The organism is Mucilaginibacter sp. GW821-FHT07H05 (assembly GCF_059418485.1).
This window is the reverse complement of the sequence record NZ_JBWKPY010000008.1, coordinates 230029-250945: the sequence shown is the minus strand read 5'-3', so window position 1 is coordinate 250945 and position 20917 is coordinate 230029. Positions and strand designations below refer to the sequence as shown.

The following is a 20917-nucleotide window of genomic DNA, read 5'->3' as shown; positions in this document are numbered from 1 at the left end:
ATTAATTATCAGTATTTTACGAAATGAAAAAACTGGTGCTTGTTTCTTTATTCGCAGTTTCTATATTAGTAGTAAAAGCACAACCCTATCTTGATTTGGCCAATGTAAAATACTATAGCAGCCCGGGCGGCAAGATCAATACGCCCGGTGCGCCTAACTATTCCATGACCTATTTTACAGCGGGCGTTAACCTGCCCGTCCGCTCGGCCAATTTAAAGAACGTATTTATTGCCAGCCCATTTTTTGAACAATGGAGCTTCAGTTACGACCAAAGCGGTGTGCCGGATACACATTACTCGTCTATGGCTTTGCCCTTAAGCTTTGTTCATGCTTATACTCCAAAATTTAAAATGCTTTATTCGTTTATACCGCGGGTAAATTATCAAAATATCAACTCGGGGGGCATTGCGCAGTTAGGTGGCGCGGCTTTAGCCACCTACCAGGCTAAGCCATTATTAGCCTATAAACTGGGCTTGTATTATAATAAAGAGTTTTTCGGCAACTTTTTTGTGCCGCTGGTTGGGATCGACTGGCGCATCAGTCCGCGTAATAAGTTATTTGGCGTATTGCCCGGAAACCTGACCTACGAGCATAAAGTTAACCCTAAATTTTATTATGGTTTGGTTTTCGCTTCGTTTACCAGTTCGTATCGCCAACCCGGTAATTCCTATCTTAGGATAAATGAATATGAGCCGGGCCTTTTCGGCGACTTTTACATCGCAAAAAGCCTGATATTTAATGCCGAGATAGGCCACACCGTTTCCCGCAAAATACGGGTCGGGCAAATCGGTGGCAATGCCATAAACCTGGGTATGCAAAATAATTATTACTTTAAATTAGGCATGGCTTATCGCCTGCGTTTTGATACGGATAAATAAGCGATAATCACCAAAGCAGCCCTATCTTCACAAAAAAGCACCCTGCTTGTAACGTTTCCATTACATTTTTCGTCTATGATTTTAATTTGCTGAAAACGGCGGTGGTACCCCCGCCCGTTATCGGCAATTGATACACTATTTTATTCAAAAAAAACGGCGGGATGCCGTCTTAATTCTTTAACACAATGAAAAACAAATTTTTAACCTTAATCGCAATTAGTACTTTATCATTAGCCGCGTGTAAAAACGATGTTTCTATTATCCCGATTGACGGCGGCAAAAACAATGCAACTTATCAACCTTTCACCCGCGACTCGAAATGGGAATACCGTACCGAAGTAGAAATACCCGGCACCAACCAAACCGAAGTGGAAAACAGTGTGATTACCATGACGCAGATGCTTTACCAAATGGATAATAAAACTTATCACCAGGCAAAATCTGTTACCGGCACCGAGCAAATCAACGTATTTTACGGCCTGAACGATAAAATTTACAGCATCCGCCAAACCGACGAAGAAACCGGCATTGACCTGGATATCCCATATTTAAAAGATGGAGCTGCAGCCGGCACTAATTGGATAACCCCGGTGAATACTACCGGCAGCTCTATGCAAATCCAATTAAAAACCACTATACTGGAGGTAGGCATCAGCAAAACTATACAAGGTAAAACCTATAATAATGTGGCACGCAGCCAGGTTGAGGTGCAGTATAAGGTTAATAATGTATTTCAAACCGGCTTTACCTTTAAATTTTACGTAGCTAAAGGTATTGGTATGATAGCCATTTACAGCACTACCCCCGCAGGCGATCTTTCTATATCCGAACTGACCAGCTATACGATTAAGTAAAACATTTTCAGTACCCGGGCCGGCGTGTTTTTGGTGCCGGTCCGGGCTGTTAAATGGTTATTTACCGGTTAAACGGAAACTCATTTACCCAATGGAAACCGCGGCGCATGAGCAAAAATTTCTTTTCGTTATAACGTTTTAGTGTGGCGCTCATATCGCCATTAGGGCCTTTGCCGGTCATTTGCAATATACTATCCTTAGATAGGTTGTAGTTAAAAACATATTTGCGGGTAGTATCCTTAAACGAACCGATGGTAATCTGCTTTTTAACCGTATCGGTTTTAAAGCTGTAGCTGCGGGTACTGTCGTTCATGGTGGTTATTTTTACCGAGCCAAAGCCATTAATAATGATCCTGCGCCAGCGGGTAGTATCGGTCAACAGCAGTGGTAAAGTGTCCTTGCCTTGCACAAAAGTTTTGGTGTTAAATAAGCCATACAATACTGGGCGTTTGGCATCGTCGCCATATTGCATGCTTGCCATTACGCTACTGCCTGTACTCAATACCACATAGGCAATCAGCAGGTATTTGGTGGCGATCAGCGTAATGTTTTTCCATCGTTTTTGAAAACGCCGCGGGGTAAGAATAGCTGGTTCGGCAGTTTGATTCAGGAAAAAGAATTTGATGATCCGGTTTAGGTCTTTCAGTAAAATAAAGATCACCATCAGCAACAAACTGCTTGATACAATCTTCACCGGCACGTCAAAACAATAGTTTATGGCTACAATATTAGCTATCACGGTAAATCCTATCACAGCGCCGATGAGTGTAGTTTTGCGGAATAACAACAATACACCACAAGCCAGTTCGGCAATGCCGGTAAAGTAATTATAGGCTTTGGAGTATCCCATAAACGTCCAGGCCAAACCCATGGGCGATGAATCACCATAAGCTTCCAACAACCGCCCAGGCCCGGGCAACGGGAATTGCAGCTTGATTACCTTGTATGCACCATAACCAATCATTGTAAAGCCTACATAAAAGCGCAATACTACCAGCAGCCAATAGTACAACCTATCGTAACTCATGGGTTTGGTGTTTACTAACGACCATATAGTGGCACCAACGAGGGATATGACAGTTATCAGCAATATCACTACCCAGTTATAAGTAGTATCGCCGCTGCCATTGGTAAACGCGGTGATGGGTTGCGCCAGGTGCAGGATATGCGCCCCGCCCCATACCACCAGCTTTTGTACCGGTATAAGATAAACGGATTCATAATTGCTGAGCAGCGGCACCGCGCCGTTGGGGTTGCAAAGTATAAAGAATACAAAAAATAACAGCGAAAAACGGAAGCCCCATTTTTGGGCCGGCGACCAGGGTTGGGTCAGGGTGTTGGTTGCAGTCACGGGCAGTGTTGGTTTATTGTGATGCTCTAAAATAAGATTAATTTGTTAATCCCTGATCATCAGTAAAATAAACTCATTAAAATTTTACCCATAACAGATGATATTGTGTCCCGCTTTATTTATTAGAATGTTAACTTTGGCAAATTAAAAAATACTTCTGCTATGCAATATGATGTTATCGTTATAGGTTCTGGTCCGGGTGGATATGTAGCCGCTATACGTTGCGCCCAGTTGGGTTTAAAAACTGCCATTGTTGAAAAATACAATACCCTGGGTGGTACCTGCTTAAATGTGGGCTGTATCCCAAGCAAGGCTTTGTTAGATTCGTCCGAACATTACCATAACGCCGCCCATGCCTTTGAAGACCATGGCATTAAACTGAAAGACCTGAAATTTGATTTCGGCCGGATGATCAAACGCAAGCAGGAAGTGGTTGATGCCAATACCAGCGGCATTACCTACCTGATGAAGAAAAACAAAATTGACGTACACACAGGCGTGGGTTCGTTTACAGATAAAAATACCATTGTAGTTAGAAAAGCGGATGGCACATCGGCCGAGATTACGGCTACCAACGTGATCATTGCTACCGGCTCAAAGCCATCGAGCCTGCCGTTCCTGAAAATCGACAAAAAACGCATCATTACTTCAACCGAAGCTTTAACCTTAACCGAAGTACCTAAGCATTTGGTACTGATTGGCGGTGGCGTTATCGGCCTTGAATTAGGCTCGGTTTACGCGCGTTTAGGTGCTAAGGTATCGGTTATTGAATATATGGACGGTATTATCCCTACTATGGATAAAGGTTTGGGCAAGGAGCTGCAAAAGGTACTGACCAAGTTGGGCATGGACTTTTACCTGGGCCACAAAGTAACCGGCGCTACCGTAAAAGGTAAAGAAGTGACCGTTACTTTTGATACCCCTAAAGGTGAAAAAGGCGAACTGAAAGGCGATTACTGCCTGGTAGCTGTTGGCCGGATTGCTTATACCGATGGTTTAGGTTTAGAGAACATTGGCCTAACCGTTGAAGAACGCGGCCGCAAAATTACTGTTAATGATCACCTGGAAACCAGCGTTAAAGGCGTTTATGCCATCGGCGATGTAATTAAAGGTGCCATGCTGGCCCACAAAGCCGAAGACGAAGGTACTTTAGTGGCCGAGCAAATTGCCGGGCAAAAACCACATATTAACTATAACCTGATACCGGGCGTAGTTTATACCTGGCCCGAAGTTGCCAGCGTAGGCCAAACCGAAGAACAACTGAAAGCAGCGGGCATTAGCTACAAAGCGGGCCAATTCCCGTTTAAAGCCAGCGGCCGTGCCCGTGCCAGCGGCGATTTGGATGGCTTTGTAAAAGTTTTAGCTGATACCACCACCGATGAAATTTTAGGCGTACACATGATCGGTCCGCGCGCGGCCGATATGATTGCCGAGGCGGTTATAGCGATGGAATTCCGTGCCAGTGCCGAGGATGTAACCCGTGCCAGCCATGCCCACCCTACGTATACAGAAGCGATGAGGGAAGCTTGTTTAGCGGCTACGGATAAAAGGCCTATACATATTTAATATTGCCAGGATTTCACCGGTTAAATGGTGATTTCATCGATTTATCATACGAAACGCCTGGCATAGCCAGGCGTTTCGTGGTTAGATCATAACACCCGTCATGTTAGGGCCGCCACAATATTTATGGCCATTTTAACCATTCATCTTACATATCATACCATTCAGCTAAAATCTGTTGTTGCATCACTTAGTGCGCCCTATTTTTACATCATATTTAAGGTAAAAAACTTAAAAGGCCTGTAACATTTCAGCAAAAACATACTCTTATTACCAAATTAATCACAAATGAAACGTATAATTTTACTTTTAGCAATATTCTGCTCTGTACTATCAGCCAAGGCGCAATTCGGCGGCGGCGGCTCAACCATTACCGGTAAAATATCGGGTACGGTGGTAGATTCCATTTCAAAAAAACCGCTTGATTATGCCACAGTAAGCATTTTCCGCAGTGGCGGCAAAGCCCCTATTAACGGTGTATTGACCGACGAAAAAGGCAGTTTTAAATTAAATAACATGCCTCCCGGTAAGTACAAAATTACGGTAACCTTTATTGGCTACCCGTCAAAAACCTTCGACCCAGTTGAAACTACCTTATCAAAACCCGATAACAACATGGGTACCATTATCCTGGCACCCAGTGCAAAATCGTTAAGCCAGGTTAATGTAGTGGGCGAGAAAGCGATCATCGAAACCAAAATTGACAAGATCGTTTATAATGCCGAAAAAGACCTGACCGCGCAAGGCGGCAACGCTACCGACGTATTGCGTAAAGTACCGCTGGTTGCTGTTGATATTAACGGCGGCGTATCCCTGCGCGGCGATCAGAATGTGAAAGTGCTGATCAATGGTAAACCATCGGGAGCCATGTCAAACAACCTGGCCGATGTGCTGCGTTCGTTCCCTGCCGATCAGATCAAAAGCATCGAGGTAATTACTTCGCCATCGGCTAAATACGATGCGGAAGGTACTGCCGGTATCATAAACATTATTACCAAAAGCAAAAACATTTCGGGTGTTAGCGGCGCTATCAGCGGCGGTATCGGTACCCGTCAAAACAATGGTAACGCCAACTTAAATATCAAGCAAAACCGTTTAAGCGTTACCGGCAATTTTGGCGGCAATTTTACCTGGCCACAGGTAACACCAACCATCTTCCATAGCTATAACGATTCGTTACTGATCACTAATGATCAAACTTCGTCGCGCAGGATCAAGCGTTATGCTTATACCGGCTCGGGCGAGGTTAACTATGATTTTAATAATTATAACGCCATCCATTCATCCATCAGGTTTAACCAGGGTGGTTTTAAAACAGATGGTACAACCAATTACAGCACAATTACCCCAACACAAAACTTAGCCTACAGCGCCATTAACAATACCAAAACAGTATTTGGCGGTTTTGACTGGATTGCTGATTATACCCACAAATTTAAGCAGGAAGGCCATGAGCTGGTTTTTAGCGGCGAATGGAGCCACAGCAAAACAGATGTAGATTATAACAACGTTTTTTCGGCTGTAAACGCCAGCCAGTTAGCTAAAAACGGTGGCTTAAATAACGAGTACACCGCCCAGATTGATTATACCCTGCCTATCAGCAAAAAAGTAAAAATGGAGTCGGGTGCTAAAACCATATCCAGGATCATCAGCAGTAATTCTGATTTCTCTACCAAAACCGCCTCGCAGACGGAGTATGTATATAACCCGGCTATATCAAACGTATACGATTATAACCAACACGTTTATGCCGGCTATAGCGTATTTAGCTTTACCCTGCCTAAAAGCTGGAGTATGCAAACAGGTGTACGTGTAGAGAATACGCAGATAGATGGTAAATCAGCCAATACCAACCTGGGCTTGCAGCCGTTTGATAACAGCTATACTACTTTTGTACCCAGCTTTGCTTTATCAAAACAGTTTGGCGGTACACAAACCTTTAAATTAAGCTACAGCAAAAGGATCCAACGCCCAAGCCTGCAGTTTTTAAACCCGTTTGTTAATCAAAGCAACCCGCAAAACATAACAAAGGGTAACCCTAACTTATCGCCTGAAACTGCACAAACTGTCGAACTGAATTATTCAACTTATATTGGCTCATCGGTTATTAATGCTTCTGTATACTACAAACGCACCAATAATATTATTGAAAGTATTGTATCATCCGGACAGGTTAATACCACTACCTACGCTAATATCGGGACTAATAACTCGGTAGGCGCCAGCTTCTTTGGGTCGGTAACACCTATTAAGCCATTAACTTTCCGCGCCAGTGCAAACGTTTATACCTATAACGGTAGTGCCAACTCGGCTTTTGCATCGGTACAATCAAGCAGTGGCAGCTATTTACAATACAATGTTTTTGGCAGTGGCGCATTAACTTTAAGCGGTGGTTTTACTGCCGAAACTTTTGCTATCCTGAATTCGCCTACACGTACCATACAAGGTAAAAATCCCTCGTTTGGCTTTATCGGCTTTGGTGTGCGTAAAGAGATCATGAAAAAGAAAGCGTCTATCGGTCTTAATACCTTATCGCCGTTTAAAAACGCTATCGACTTTGACCAGCAGATCACCAGCAGGCATTTTGTACAAACCAGCCATACCGCGTTCCCATTCCGCTCGGTTGGTTTAACGTTTAGCTACAACTTTGGTAAGGTTACCTTTAAACAGGATAACCCACTGGCCCCTAAAAAGAACGGCCTGAACGACGACTTAAAACAAGGCGACCAAAATAATGGTGGCAATAGCGGCGGCGGCCGTTAAGGTTTAAAAATTATATTACCAGGGGCCCCCGCATTTGCGGGGGCTTTTTTTGTTATACGTGCGGTCTTTGGTATGCAGGGAGCAAAAGTCTTACGCGATGCTTATCGCACATATAAGTTTTCTCCTCACGCTATCATACAGGCCCTCCCCGGTTTGTTCGAAACGACATTCTGGTATCTGTCCGACCTCCATTAAATATTATTTACAAAAAAGTGCAACGGGGTGTAACCTGATTAAAAATCATGTGGTCATAGCTGATATAACATAACAATTGAATATAAAAATTAACCAATTAAAAAATTAATACAATGGAACACGCAGAAATGTTAATCCCTATTTTCGTATCACTGGGATTGTTTGCCATGATTTTTGGCATCGTTTATTTACACAACAGGGAAAGAATGGCTATGATTGAGCGCGGTATGGACCCACGGGCTTATAAGATACAACCCGCTCCCTACAAGAATTTAAAATGGGGTTTATTACTCATTGGCGCGGGCCTGGGCTTATTTTTAGCCTTTCTGCTGGACCGGACGCTGTTTAACAATGTTGGCGAAGACAACCCGGCTATCTACTTCTCATTAATTGCCATATTTGGCGGCGCTGGCCTGGTACTTTCTTACCGTATAGAGAAAAAAGAAATACTGGATAAAGGCGTTTAAATCATAAATCCGACCAATTATATATAGAAAAGGCTTCGCGGGATACCGGGAAGCCTTTTTGTTGTAATGAGCCATTCGACAAATTTGTTTACTCCGATAGGAGTATAAGCTTTGTAGGAAATGTCTAATTCATCTTTTCGCGCTCCGCAGGTGCGCAACTTCATGTGCTGCACCTACGGAGCAGGTCCGTTTCTTGCTTGTTTTCTACAAAGCTTTAACCTCTCCGAGGTTTGCCTTGCTTTACTGATAGTACCTTGCCGGCATCCCGGTAAATCACCAAATTAGTTACGCCCGCAACACCAGTTTACCAAACTGCGATGAACTGCCCATTTTGTCGATAGCCTGCTTAGCATCTGCCAGGGCAAAAACTTCGTCAATTACCGGGACGATCTGATGTTCGGCTATAAAAGCCAGCATGGCGGTAAAATCTTCCTGGGTACCCATAGTGGTGCCTATCAGCTGCAACTGCTTCCAAAATATTTTGCGGCCATTTAAAGGCGGGGTATCGCCCATGGTAGCGCCAAAAGTAACAATCCGCGCGCCGGGGTTACACAGATCGGGGATCTTGCCAAAGCTTTCGCCCAATACGCTGTCAATCACCACGTCAAAGCCACCAGCTAACTGATGCAGTTGTTCGGCCCAGTCCTGCGCTTTATAGTTTACACCCGCGCTGGCGCCTAATAAACGGGCTTGCTCTATCTTTTCGCCCGTGCCCGATGTTACAAAAACCTGGCAGCCCGCCGCTACGGCATATTGCAGCACAGAGGTGCCCGTACCGCTGCCTACGCCAACTATCAATACCTTGTCGCCCTTTTTAGCCCTTCCCTTGACAAACAATGCGCGGAAAGCCGTTAAACCCGCTAATGGCAATGCCGCGGCCTGCTCCCAGTTTAAGTGGGCCGGTTTGGCGCGCAGGTATTGTGTTTCGGTTTTTACGTACTCGGCAAAGGTGCCATCATCGGGCAGGCCTAATATTTTAAAATCCTTGCCCTGGAAATCCGGCGAATCGCCCCAGTTGTTGGATGGATTAATGATCACTTCCTTGCCGATCCAGTGCTTGTCGGTATCGCTGCCCACTTCGGTTACCACGCCCGATCCATCCGCACCTAATATAGTTGGGTACTTAATGCCGGCATATTTGTTAATGGTGATCCAGTAATCGCGGCGGTTTAGCGCGGCGGCTTTTATTTGTACCAATACTTCGCCCGCCTGCAAGGTGGGTTTGGGTACATCTTTGTATACCACCGGGTTTTCTTTCGATTCAAGAACTATTGCTTTCATATTGATCTCCTAAATACTTTCCCGAACGAGCTGTTTAAATAGTTTAAACAGTATTCTGTAATGACGTATTACGGGCAGCAAGCCTTATACCACAATATTTACAATCCGGCCTTTTACTACAATTACTTTTTTAATAGTGGCGCCGGCCAGGTATTTCTTCACATCTTCATGTTCGCGGATGTAGGCCTCAACAGCGGCCTGGTCCATGCTTAAGGAGATGTTGATATTAGTTTTGGTTTTCCCGTTGATAGATATCGGGTACGAAAACTCATCCTCAACCATATAAGCCGAATTGTATTTTGGATAGGCGGTGTAGGATAAAGTACCTGCGGGATTGCCTAACAGTGTCCACAATTCTTCGCAAATGTGCGGGGCGTAGGGCGATAATACCACCACCAAATCCTGCAGGATGGCACGTTTGTTGCACTTCAGATCGGTTAACTCGTTAACGGCTATCATAAAGCTGGATACCGAAGTGTTGAACGAGAAACGTTCCACATCTTCCTCAACCTTGCGGATGATTTTATGCAACGATTTTAATTCGGCTTTGCTTGGTTCGGCATCCGATACGTTAAAGGTCCAGTCGGCCGTGTGGAACAAACGCCAAAACTTACGCAGGAATTTAAACACACCTTCAATACCGTTAGTATTCCACGGCTTGCTTTGCTCCAGCGGACCAAGGAACATCTCGTACATGCGCAGGGTATCGGCACCGTAACGCCCCATCAAATCATCGGGGTTAACCACGTTGAATTTTGATTTGGACATTTTTTCAACTTCAACACCGCAAACGTATTTGCCGTTATCTAAGATGAATTCGGCATCGGCATATTCTGGACGCCATTCTTTAAACTTAGCGATATTCAGAATATCATTATCAACTATGTTTACATCAACATGGAAACCATGAACTGATACAGACGATAAAGACCCCTTGATATTAATAGCGGGGGCTAACGTTCTTATAACATCAGCAATCGCCGGTAAACTCAAATTTTTTCCTATTGTTCTTGAATTAAATTCGTCGAATATTCCTTTTGATAAATAATATATTGACTTAGTATCGTCTTTGTATTCAATTATCACCCGATAAACAAAATTACTGCGCCCCTGTATCATCCCCTGGTTAATCAGCTTTTTGAAAGGCTCTTCCTCAATCACCAGGTCAAGGTCTTTCATAAACTTATTCCAAAAACGGCTGTATAGTAAGTGACCGGTAGCATGCTCGCTGCCGCCAATGTATAAGTCCACATCTTTCCAGTAAGCGATAGCTTCTTTAGATGCAAACTCCTGATCATTTTGCGCATCCATATAACGGTACCAGTACCAGCTACTGCCGGCCCAGCCAGGCATGGTGCTTAATTCGTATTCACCTTCGGGATGTTTATAATCTGCCGCACGTGCTAAAGGCGGTTCGCCGGTTTCAGTCGGCAGGTATTTATCAATTTCGGGCAATATTAAAGGCAACTCTTTTTCGCTGATCAAGTAGGGCAAGTCGCCTTTAAAATATACCGGCACCGGTTCGCCCCAATAACGCTGGCGACCGAAGATGGCATCGCGCATGCGGTAGTTGATTTTTGCTTTGCCTGCGCCAATTTTTTCCAGCTCGGCCACAACTAATGCGGTGGCATTTTTATAATCCAGCCCGTTAATAAAATCCGAGTTGATATATTTTCCTTCCTTGGTCGGGTCGGCTTCGGTTTCGATGTTTTGGATATCGATAATAGGCACTATCGGCAAATTGAAATGTTTAGCGAACAAATAGTCGCGCTGATCGCCCGATGGGACGGCCATTACCGCGCCGGTGCCATAGCCTGCCAATACGTAATCTGCAATCCAGATAGGAATGGGTTGCCCGTTCAGCGGGTTAGTCACATAGCTGCCGGTAAACGCGCCCGATACAGTTTTGGTATCGGCCATGCGGTCCAGCTCGCTTTTCTTTTTGGTTTGGGCAATATAGGTTTCCACGCTCAATTTTTGGTCGGCGGTGGTTAACCCGGATACTAACTCATGCTCAGGGGCAAGCACTACAAAGGTTACCCCGAAGATGGTATCCACACGGGTAGTAAAAACTTCTATATAGTCTTGAGTCTGAAGTTTGGAGTCTGAAGTCTGAATAGGAAAGCGTACCGATGCACCGGTACTTTTGCCAATCCAGTTGCGCTGCATTTCTTTTAGCGGCTCGGGCCAGTCTATGGTATCCAGGCCTTGCAATAAACGCTCGGCGTAGGCCGTGATGCGCATGCTCCACTGGCGCATTTTCTTTTGCTCAACCGGGTAGCCGCCGCGCTCGCTAAAGCCGTCTTTAACTTCGTCGTTAGCCAATACGGTACCTAAGGCCGGGCACCAGTTTACGGTGCTTTCGCGCAGGTAGGTGAGGCGGTATTTTAATAATTCTTCCTGTTGTTCTTCGGTGGTTTTGGCTTTCCACTCACCGGCGGTAAAGCTGCTTACTTCTTCATCGCACACGGCATTCACGCCTGCCGATCCATTCTGCGCGAAATGGTCGGCCAGTTTGCTGATCGATTCGGCCTTGTCGGCATCCTTATTATACCAGCTGTTGAATAGCTGCATAAAGATCCACTGCGTCCATTTATAATAATCGGGCGAACTGGTGCGCACCTCGCGGCTCCAATCGAACGAGAAACCGATCTGGTCTAACTGACGGCGGTAGGTGGCGATATTAGCTTCGGTAGTTACGGCCGGGTGCTGACCGGTTTGTATAGCATACTGCTCGGCCGGTAAGCCAAACGAATCGTAGCCCATGGGGTGCAAAACGTTAAAACCTTTCAGCCTTTTATAACGCGCGAAGATATCGGAAGCGATATAGCCCAGCGGATGGCCCACGTGCAGCCCTGCGCCTGATGGGTAGGGGAACATATCCAATACGTAGTATTTGGGCTTAGCCGATTGGTTATCAGCTTTAAAAGTTTGATTGGCTGCCCAAAACTGTTGCCATTTTTGTTCTATATCCTTAAATTGATAGTCCATAGTAATTGTCGCGCGAAATAAAGCGCAAAATTAGCAAAAATAAGGGTAAAATGTATATGAATTTAGTAGGGAATGGATTTGGTCATTATGCTTCGCACTATCTTGCGCTCGTCTGTGACGAGTGCTTAAAGTGGTCTGGCGTCTGTGACGCCTTTTTGCGATACAATCGCTATACAGTATGAAGCACTCGTCACAGACGAGCGCAAGATTGAAAAATAATGACCTAATGACTCAATGACAGCGCAGCGTAATGACTCAATGACCAACCGCAAGCCCTACGCCGTAATAAACTCTTTCTTATAATCCAGCGGACTTTTATTGGTAATGAGCTTGAAGTATTTATGGAAGCTGGCAAAATTGTTAAAGCCGCTTTCGTAACAGATCTGTTTTACGCTGTATTTATTATCTATCAATAGCTTACAGGCGTAACCTACCTTAATTTCAATAATAAACTGCGAGTATGTTTTTTGTGTGCGGGCCTTAAAATAACGGCAAAACGAGTTGGGGCTGATACCGGCTATGGCGGCTATCTCATCCAGTTCAATCTTCCGTTTAAAATTGGTGAACGAGTAATCGTATACTACATTAATGCGGTCATTCTCCTGCCCGGCGTATTCATTTTTAAAACCGATGGACGATAACTGCTGGATCTCCCGTGATCCGGCGGCGGTGGTTAATATCTCCAGCAGCATGATAATGCGTTCGGGCCCTTCGGTATGTAAAAGCTTATTTAATTTGGGCGATATCGCTTCGCGCACTTCTTTAGAAATGGCGATGCCCCGTTTGGCTTTGTCTAATAAAGTACGCAGGATAGTATTTTCGGGCAGTAATAAAAAGCGGTCGCCCCAAAAGTTTTCGCTAAACTGGGCTACGTAAACATTGGCCAGCAGGTTGTTTTCCTCGTGAAAGTAAACATCATCAAACCTGAAAAAGTGCGGCAGGTTACTACCAATTAAAAAGATATCGCCGGCTTTAAAACGTTTAATGCTATCGCCAATAAAATGCGTACCCTCGCCCTGCTTTATCTCAATAAACTCTATCTCGGGGTGATAGTGCCAGTTTTTATTTGCCTGCAGCCCAATATCCTCGCGTATGGTAAAGGAATGCGAAAGCCCGTTAAAAACCTTAAGTAATTGCGCCTTCATTAATGCCTTTTAAATGTTTTGATAAAATTAATTAAAAATAAAGTATCAAAACGCTAAAAGGGCCTAATGTACATATGTTTTTTACAAAGAATAGCAAATCCCGATACACTAAGCTATAATACAAAGCGCTCCACCGTCGCCACCAGTTCGCTTAGGTCGAAAGGTTTTTTGAGGTAGCCGTCGGCCTGGCCGGCCTCGGCAATTTCTTTGATATTGCTTACCGCCGATACGATAATAACGGGGATATGCCTGGTTTTGGGGTCGTTTTTTAGTTCTTTGCTTATCTGTTGTCCGTTTGCATCGCTTTTCCAGTCGGTTAGCCAGTTATCCAGCAATATCAAATCAGGCTTAATGGTATCAAGCTGCTTTAATATCTTGGCATCTTCCGATGCAACTACCTCAAACTGGCTATCTTCCAGGGCGTAGGTTATCGTCTCCCTTATGTCTTTATCATCCTCAATTACCAGTATTTTTTTAGCCATGGCCTTATACAAACGAAATAAATAAAAGATGCATACTACCGGGTGTACAGGGCCGTCACCCAACAATCCCGGTACACTATAAACAACAGCATATAGGCCTTTTGTTTTAGTAAACAGCGTTTTTTATGAAAAAGAGATGAAAATGCTGTGATTTGAAGCTATTCAGACGCGGGCGCAATACTTTGTTTTTTGTGTACAGGATGTTTTGAAAATGAACGGTAGTGATGCTTCGGTTCAGATAGTCCTGCTTTTCATTACAACTCCTCGCCAGGCCCTGCTAACAGTCTGCGTGCGCTCCGGGGTTTTCATTGCAATCAGGTTTAGAATGTGCGGCTGCTGTCAAGTCAACAGTCTTTAGTCGTAAGTCCTAAGTCGGATTTCGCTCTTTTTTACTTAGAACTTAAGACTTTCGACTTGAGACTAACCGTCAATATGCCGTAGGTATTCAACAAATGGGGTTCAACACCTGACGGCGTTGCTCGTTTTTTGCTGTTTTTCTACAAAGCTTGAACCTCTCCGAGGTTCCAAAATCCCTAAGTAATGACATTGCCCTACGGGGTACAGAATTTATTTTGAAATCCGTGAAAACGAATATTAGAATAATTTTAATCTACAATCCCAAAGCAATTCCTGCATCTCGGTTCATAGCTTTCCATTTCGCCTAACAATATTTTGGCATCGTTAGGTACCAACCGGTACGAGAATAGTGCCTCATTACCGCATTTAACACATACCGCATGTACCTTGGTAACCGATTCGGCAATAGCCATCAGCGCGGGCATAGGCCCGAAGGGGCGCCCCTGGAAATCCATATCCAGTCCGGCAATAATTACCCTTACACCTCTGTTAGCCAGGCTATTGCAAACATAAGGCAACTCGTCGTCAAAAAACTGGGCCTCGTCAATCCCCACCACCTGCACATGGCTGCCCAACAGCAATATAGCCGACGAACTATCTACCGGGGTTGATGGTATGGTATTGTGGTTGTGCGATACTACGTCGGTTTCGTGGTAGCGGGTATCGGTTCTGGGCTTAAATATTTCTACGTTTAACCGGGCTATCTGCGCGCGCCGCATACGGCGGATCAGTTCTTCGGTCTTCCCCGAAAACATCGATCCGCATATCACTTCAATACTACCGCCAAGCTCGCTTCGCCTTTTAAAAACCTCTTCGTTAAACAGCATCTACAATTATCTTACGGCGGCTAATATCAGAATTTAATGTTATTTTTGAGTGTCATTTTTACCAATTTATATCCATGAAGCAACAGGAAGTATTTAAAAAGATAGGTGGTATCATCAGGGAAATAAATGAACAATATGAATACCTGCAATCGGCAGATGAGGTATTTAACGAGCTTGAACTGGAGTTGTTGGCGGCTAACGCCCACTTTTTATCCGACCATATAGAGATTTTAAGAAAGATTACCTCGCATGCCGAAAAAGCACAGACGGCAGCTAAGCCCCAGGTTATAGCCGAAGATAAACCAGTTACACCACAGCCTGTTGCAGCCCCGCCTGTTGCCGAAGATAAACCCGCCGAGCCCCGCTACTTTGTGCCTGAAATGGAGCAGGAAGCAGAGGAAGAGGAACCTGCGACTGAAACAGGCCCGGCTAAGGAAGATACCCATACCGTTGAATTTGAGATTGGCAACAGGGCAGAACCTCAAGCAGAATTGCCCGAGCCTGGAGAAGAGCCGGTTGCTGCCGAACCTGAACCAACCATTCGCCACGAATTGACGCTGGAAGATATTGGCGAAGACTGGGATGAGGATGACGAAGTGGAAGATATTGATCTGGAACCCGAACCGGTTAAAGCGGAAGTTATCCCCGGCATTATTGAGCCCGAACCAGAGCCTGAAACCGTGGCAGCAAAACCCGAAGTTAAAGCCGAGCCGGTGCCTGCACCTGTAGCCCCGCCGACAACGCATACTAAGATAATGGTTGAGGAAGATCAGGTAATAACGCTTAACCAGCGCATGTCGGCGCAAATGGCGGCCAGCCGCATGTCCGATCAGTTACATGGCCAACCGATCAGCGATTTGAAAAGCGCTATTACTCTCAACGATAAAATGCTTTATGTTAAAGAATTGTTTAACGGTTATAGCCTGGCCTACAGCGAAGCGATAGATATTCTGAACCGTGCAAAAAGCTTTGAAGAAGCCGAGACCTTTTTAAAAGGCAGCTACGCTACCAAAAATAACTGGGCAGATAAGCAGCCCACTGTAGATAAGTTTTACGCCTTGCTGCAGCGGAGGTATACCCCCTAACCCCCTAAAGGGGGAACAGTAAAGGAATCCTCCCCCTTTAGGGGGTCGGGGGGCTACACTATCCCCATCCTATTCGAATCCAGCTTGATGAGGGTAAAGATCAAAATGGTAAAGCTTAATAAAGATGAACCGCCGTAACTGATCAGCGGAAGCGGGATACCTATTACCGGCATAAAACCAATGGTCATGCTGATGTTGATGAAGAAGTGGAAGAAGATAACCGAGGCCACACCATAACCATAGATGCGCGAAAAAGGCGACCGCTGCCGTTCGGCTATCGCAACAATGCGGATCAGCAGGAAAACGTACAGGCCAACTACCACTACCGAGCCGGCAAAACCCCATTCTTCGCCAACGGTGCAAAAGATGAAATCGGTGCTTTGCTCGGGCACAAACGAGTATTTGGTTTGCGTACCCTGCAAATAACCCTTGCCCCACATCCGGCCCGAGCCAATAGCTATTTTTGATTGATTTTGGTTATAGCCCACATGCTTGGTATCGTTGGTAATACCCAGCACCACATCAATCCGCTCGCGCTGATGCGATTTTAAGCTATGCTGATAAATAGGCCTGATGGCATAAACAAAGCCGATGCAAAGTATGGTGCCTATTAGTAAGCCCAGCATCATTTGCCGGTTACGCCTGTAAATGTAGATCAGCAATATACTTAAAGCGATGAGCGCGCTGATCAAATACCATTGATTAGGGATGATGAGCGACAGCACAAAAAGTGCGATAACCAGGCCTGTTACAATGAGGAACCAGGGCGATAAGCCCTCGCGGTATAGCACAAATATCAGCGAACAAAATACCAGGGTAGAGCCATCATCAGGCTGCATTTTTATTAATAGCATAGGCAGCAAAATAATACCGCCCGCTACCAGGAATGATTTAATTTCCGTCACCTTAATATTGGTGCCGCTCAGGTACCTGGCTAATAAAAGGCAGGTGGTATATTTAGCAAACTCGGATGGTTGCAGGCGCATAAAGCCCAGATCAATCCAGGCCTGGTTACCACCTACGTTTCGACCAATTCCTGGTAATAGCACTACTATCAGCAACAACACCGTTATTACATAAAATGCCGGGGCAAGCGCGCTTAAAAAACGGCTTTCCAGCAGTAATATCACAATGGCTACCACAAAGGCTATCATCATAAATATAAACTGGCTGCCATAGCGGGTGTGGGTATCTATAAAACTGGCATGCTCCGGATCGAACACGGCGGCACGGATATTAAACCAGCCAATTACGCATAGCGCCAGGTAGATAAACACGGTTATCCAATCTACATTAAAGAAAAAGCTGCGCTGGTTATTCATTTCCCTTATGTTTATATAGCATGGCCGCCTGCTTTAAAAGTGCGGCCTTTTTATTAGCATTTGCTGCCGACTTTTGTTTTAATCGCTTCAGTGAGTCTAACGCCGCTGCCTTCTTTAAGCTATCGGCCGATGGCTTTTTACCCGGCGGGGTTTTGGCAACAATTGCGGGCAACAAGTTTTTATTCATATAATAATCGGGCGCTATTCCGGATGGGCGGCTGCTGATACTATCGCGCAAATATTTCTCCACAATAAAACTGGCAATTGGCGCGGCCCATGTGGCGCCTTGTCCGCCGTTTTCTACCACCACCGCTATGGCTATTTTAGGGTTATCGCGCGGGGCAAATGCTACAAATACCGAGTTATCCTCGCCATGGCCGGTTTGCGCTGTACCGGTTTTGCCGCACATGATGATACCCGGTATCCGCGATCCTACCGCGGTGCCGCGCTCAACAACCGCTTGCATACCATCAATAACCGGGGCAAAGTAGCCCGAATCTATTCCCACATAATTTCTTTCGGTATATTCTTTTTTGATGATCTGCTTATCCCCTATGCTTTTTATTAAGTGAGGTTTATAAAAAAAACCGCGATTGGCAATGGTGGCTTCAATATTGGCCAGTTGCAAAGGGGTGGCCAATATTTCACTTTGGCCAATGCCTAAAGATATAATTGTGCTGGAGCGCCAGCCGCCACGCTTATACCATTTATTATAAAAAGCCGCTGTAGCTAAAAAGCCGCTGTTTTCGCCGGGCAAATCAATTTTAAGTTTAGTGGCTATACCAAACTTAAGTACCTTATCCCGCCATATTGTAAATGAAGTATCGGTATACTTAGGGCCTTTTTGATTGATCAGTTTTTCAAACACCATAAAAAAGTAACCGTTGCATGAGTGGGCCACGGCACTGGCCAGGTTAACTGTACCGTGCACTTCTCCATGGAAACATTGTATTCGGCGGTTACCCGCAATATAGTATCCGGGGCAATTGTAGGTGGTTTGTGGCGTAATAACCCCCTCCTGAATGGCGATAAGTGCATCCAGCGGTTTAAAGGATGACCCCGGCTGATAACGGGCCTGTATAGGGCGGATAAGGAAAGGCTTATAAGGGTCCTGGTTTAACTTCGAATAGTTTTCAGACCGTTGGCGGCCTACCAATTGGTTGGGGTTATAAGTAGGGCTGCTCACAAAGCATAATATCTCGCCGGTTGATGGCTCAATAGCTACTATACTGCCCACCTTATTGGCCATTAACCGTTCACCCAGCTTTTGGATGCGGCTATCCAGCGATGAGGTTAACCGTTCGCCGGCTACCGCGGCGGTATCGTATGCCCCGTTGGCAAAGTGACCTTTTTGTACATTACGTGAATCTACCATCAGGTTTTGTACGCCACGGATGCCGCGCAATTCGGTTTCGTAGGCGCTTTCCACACCGCTGATGCCGATGTAGTCGCCCTGTTGATAATAACCGCCTGATTTTTTGATTTTTGCATCGTTCACCGCGCCGATATATCCTAAAAAGTGAGCGGCAATAGAATCCGGGTAACGGCGGATGGTACGTAATACGATCTCGAAGCCGGGGAACTCGAACAACCTTTCCTGCAAAGTAGCGGCTACCGTGGTGGGTAACTGCCCTTCAAATAAAGATTGGCGGTAGCGCGAATAGCTTACAGCCTTTTGGTAGTGTTTATCAAAAGTGGGTTTATCGATGCCTATCAGTTTACAAAATTCTACCGTGTCAAATGGTTTTACCTCTTTAGGGGTAATCATTACATCATAAACAGGCTGGTTCTCAACCATTACCTTGCCATTGCGGTCTAAAATTGGTCCGCGGGCGGGGTACTGGATCTCGCGCCTTAATACGTTGTTTTTGGCAAACAGGTAATAGCGGTCGTCAATAATCTGGATATAGAAAAGCCTTGCCAGCAGTACCAGGGCAATCGTAATAAAAATACCTGTAATAACGTAGCGCCGCGCAAAAAAACTGTTCATTTACGTTCTTTTCTCCTGAAAAATAATAAACCTGTAACCAGCATTAAAAATACTGTAAAAATTGAACTTAATAAGAAACGCGATAAGGTATATTGTATTTCGGACAGGTTAAAAACTTCCAGGTTGAAGAGGAAGAAATGATGGAATAAAGTTAAGATAGTAGCATAAGTTAAAAACCACCTGAAGCCCATAATGCTGAGGGTTGGTTCAGGGTCGTTATCAAAGCCATCTTTTTGTACGGTTATACTGATGAATAGTACACGTACAAATGCCAGCAGTACACATGCCGCTGCATGCAGGCCTGGTGTATCGTAAAACGCATCGATGATCAGCCCGGTTAAAAAAGCCAGCAGGAACAGCAGTATATTCGGAATTTCGAAAGGTAGCAACAGGATAAACAGGATGTACAGGTAGGGGATAGACAGGTTGTACAGCGTGATATTTTTGAGCAGGAAAACCTGTACAAATATCAGTACCACAAAGCGGGCAAAATTGATCAGGATCGTTCTACTCATCTTTCTTTTTCTGCGCCTCCAGTCCCGCTTGTTCTTGTGCGAATTTATTTATGACTACGTTAACATATTGCAGCTTACTAAAATCAACCGAAAGGGCAACCTCCATGTTCAGGAAAAAGCCACCGCTTTTGGTGTGCAGGCTTACCACCTTACCAAACGGTATACCCGCCGGGAATAAAGAATAGCCTGACGTTACTACCTGTTCGCCTATATGTGGTTTAACGTTGTTGGTTACATCTATCAGCTGGGCGCGGTGCGGATCAAGGTCATCGCCCCAAATTAACGAGCCAATGGCTTTATTATCAACCAGCATAGCGCTTAAACGGGTATCCTTGTGTAAAACAGATTGCACCAGCGCTAAATGCTTATCTACCACCCTAACCACCCCAACTACTCCGTTACCGCTAATAACGCCCATGCCTACAGCAATACCATCGTTTGATCCGCGCGCTATGGTCAAATAGTTATTGCGGTGGTTAATGGAATTATTGATCACCTTGGCGGTGATATACTGGTACTGTAGTTTATAGGCCGTATCACTAACCATATGCTTAGCCAGCGTATCTACATAAAAAGATGATTTTAGCTGATTGCGCAGCGCGGCGTTTTCGCGGGCCAGTTGATCGTTCACCTCGCGCAGGGAAAGGTAGCTTTTCAATTCATCCGAACGCGCGTACAGGGTGCCTGTAATCTGATTGGTTGAATTAATAAAGGTGGCCTTTTGAAACGAATTGTATTTGACGTAAATAACCAGCGAACTGATCTCAAAAATCAGGAATAAAAAGAATGCGTTGTACTTAGTGATAAATATCAGGAGGTTGCGCATCTTGTTAGTGATTAGTTAATCAGAG

Annotated in this window: 16 protein-coding genes; 6 read left to right on the top strand and 10 right to left on the bottom strand. The window is 45.0% G+C overall.

The window, feature by feature from the left end; all coding sequences use genetic code 11:
* Positions 1-23 precede the first annotated feature (23 nt).
* On the top strand, positions 24-878 hold the full coding sequence (locus AC07M6_RS21285) for a hypothetical protein (protein ID WP_494892952.1): 855 nt from the start codon (positions 24-26) through the stop codon (positions 876-878).
* Positions 879-1063: 185 nt separating this feature from the next.
* Complete coding sequence (locus AC07M6_RS21280) at positions 1064-1732, top strand: hypothetical protein (protein ID WP_494892950.1); 669 nt, start codon at positions 1064-1066, stop codon at positions 1730-1732.
* A gap of 61 nt (positions 1733-1793) precedes the next feature.
* On the opposite strand, the gene AC07M6_RS21275 is transcribed toward AC07M6_RS21280, so the two are convergent.
* Positions 1794-3083: a DoxX family protein gene (locus tag AC07M6_RS21275; protein WP_494892949.1), complete on the bottom strand. Its 1290-nt coding sequence runs from the start codon at positions 3081-3083 to the stop codon at positions 1794-1796.
* 162 nt (positions 3084-3245) lie between these two features.
* Between AC07M6_RS21275 and lpdA the strand changes: the two genes are divergently transcribed.
* The 3 genes from lpdA to AC07M6_RS21260 all read left to right on the top strand — a co-directional run bounded on the left by lpdA (position 3246) and on the right by AC07M6_RS21260 (position 8071).
* Complete coding sequence (gene lpdA, locus AC07M6_RS21270) at positions 3246-4649, top strand: dihydrolipoyl dehydrogenase (RefSeq protein ID WP_494892947.1); 1404 nt, start codon at positions 3246-3248, stop codon at positions 4647-4649.
* 285 nt (positions 4650-4934) lie between these two features.
* Positions 4935-7409 (top strand): TonB-dependent receptor, encoded by a 2475-nt coding sequence (locus AC07M6_RS21265; protein WP_494892946.1) that lies wholly within the window; start codon positions 4935-4937, stop codon positions 7407-7409.
* Between the two features lie 308 nt (positions 7410-7717).
* Positions 7718-8071, top strand: coding sequence for a DUF6249 domain-containing protein (locus tag AC07M6_RS21260; protein ID WP_494892945.1), 354 nt, complete (start codon positions 7718-7720; stop codon positions 8069-8071).
* A gap of 285 nt (positions 8072-8356) precedes the next feature.
* Here AC07M6_RS21260 and AC07M6_RS21255 read toward each other — a convergent pair whose 3' ends face one another.
* The 5 genes from AC07M6_RS21255 to AC07M6_RS21235 all read right to left on the bottom strand — a co-directional run bounded on the left by AC07M6_RS21255 (position 8357) and on the right by AC07M6_RS21235 (position 15154).
* Positions 8357-9352, bottom strand: coding sequence for a zinc-binding dehydrogenase (locus AC07M6_RS21255; RefSeq protein ID WP_494892943.1), 996 nt, complete (start codon positions 9350-9352; stop codon positions 8357-8359).
* 84 nt (positions 9353-9436) lie between these two features.
* Entirely contained in the window at positions 9437-12343 is a 2907-nt protein-coding gene (locus AC07M6_RS21250; protein ID WP_494892942.1) for a leucine--tRNA ligase, read from the bottom strand.
* Positions 12344-12618: 275 nt separating this feature from the next.
* Positions 12619-13488, bottom strand: coding sequence for an AraC family transcriptional regulator (locus tag AC07M6_RS21245; protein WP_494892940.1), 870 nt, complete (start codon positions 13486-13488; stop codon positions 12619-12621).
* Positions 13489-13601: 113 nt separating this feature from the next.
* Positions 13602-13970: a response regulator gene (locus tag AC07M6_RS21240; protein WP_494892938.1), complete on the bottom strand. Its 369-nt coding sequence runs from the start codon at positions 13968-13970 to the stop codon at positions 13602-13604.
* A 605-nt stretch (positions 13971-14575) separates the two neighbouring features.
* Positions 14576-15154, bottom strand: a complete 579-nt coding sequence (locus AC07M6_RS21235; protein ID WP_494892936.1) for a thymidine kinase — start codon at positions 15152-15154, stop codon at positions 14576-14578.
* 74 nt (positions 15155-15228) lie between these two features.
* Between AC07M6_RS21235 and AC07M6_RS21230 the strand changes: the two genes are divergently transcribed.
* Positions 15229-16239 (top strand): DUF8457 domain-containing protein, encoded by a 1011-nt coding sequence (locus tag AC07M6_RS21230; RefSeq protein ID WP_494892935.1) that lies wholly within the window; start codon positions 15229-15231, stop codon positions 16237-16239.
* A gap of 53 nt (positions 16240-16292) precedes the next feature.
* On the opposite strand, the gene rodA is transcribed toward AC07M6_RS21230, so the two are convergent.
* From rodA to mreC, 4 genes are read right to left on the bottom strand one after another with little or no spacing between them, the layout of a single operon-like run.
* Positions 16293-17561 (bottom strand): rod shape-determining protein RodA, encoded by a 1269-nt coding sequence (gene rodA / locus AC07M6_RS21225; RefSeq protein ID WP_494892933.1) that lies wholly within the window; start codon positions 17559-17561, stop codon positions 16293-16295.
* Positions 17554-19551, bottom strand: a complete 1998-nt coding sequence (gene mrdA / locus AC07M6_RS21220) for a penicillin-binding protein 2 (RefSeq protein ID WP_494892932.1) — start codon at positions 19549-19551, stop codon at positions 17554-17556. The genes rodA and mrdA overlap by 8 nt, the downstream gene beginning before the upstream one ends.
* Positions 19548-20066: a rod shape-determining protein MreD gene (locus AC07M6_RS21215; protein WP_494892930.1), complete on the bottom strand. Its 519-nt coding sequence runs from the start codon at positions 20064-20066 to the stop codon at positions 19548-19550. Before AC07M6_RS21215 ends, mrdA begins: the two co-directional genes overlap by 4 nt.
* Positions 20059-20892, bottom strand: a complete 834-nt coding sequence (mreC, locus tag AC07M6_RS21210) for a rod shape-determining protein MreC (RefSeq protein ID WP_494892929.1) — start codon at positions 20890-20892, stop codon at positions 20059-20061. The genes AC07M6_RS21215 and mreC overlap by 8 nt, the downstream gene beginning before the upstream one ends.
* Positions 20893-20917: the final 25 nt, after the last annotated feature.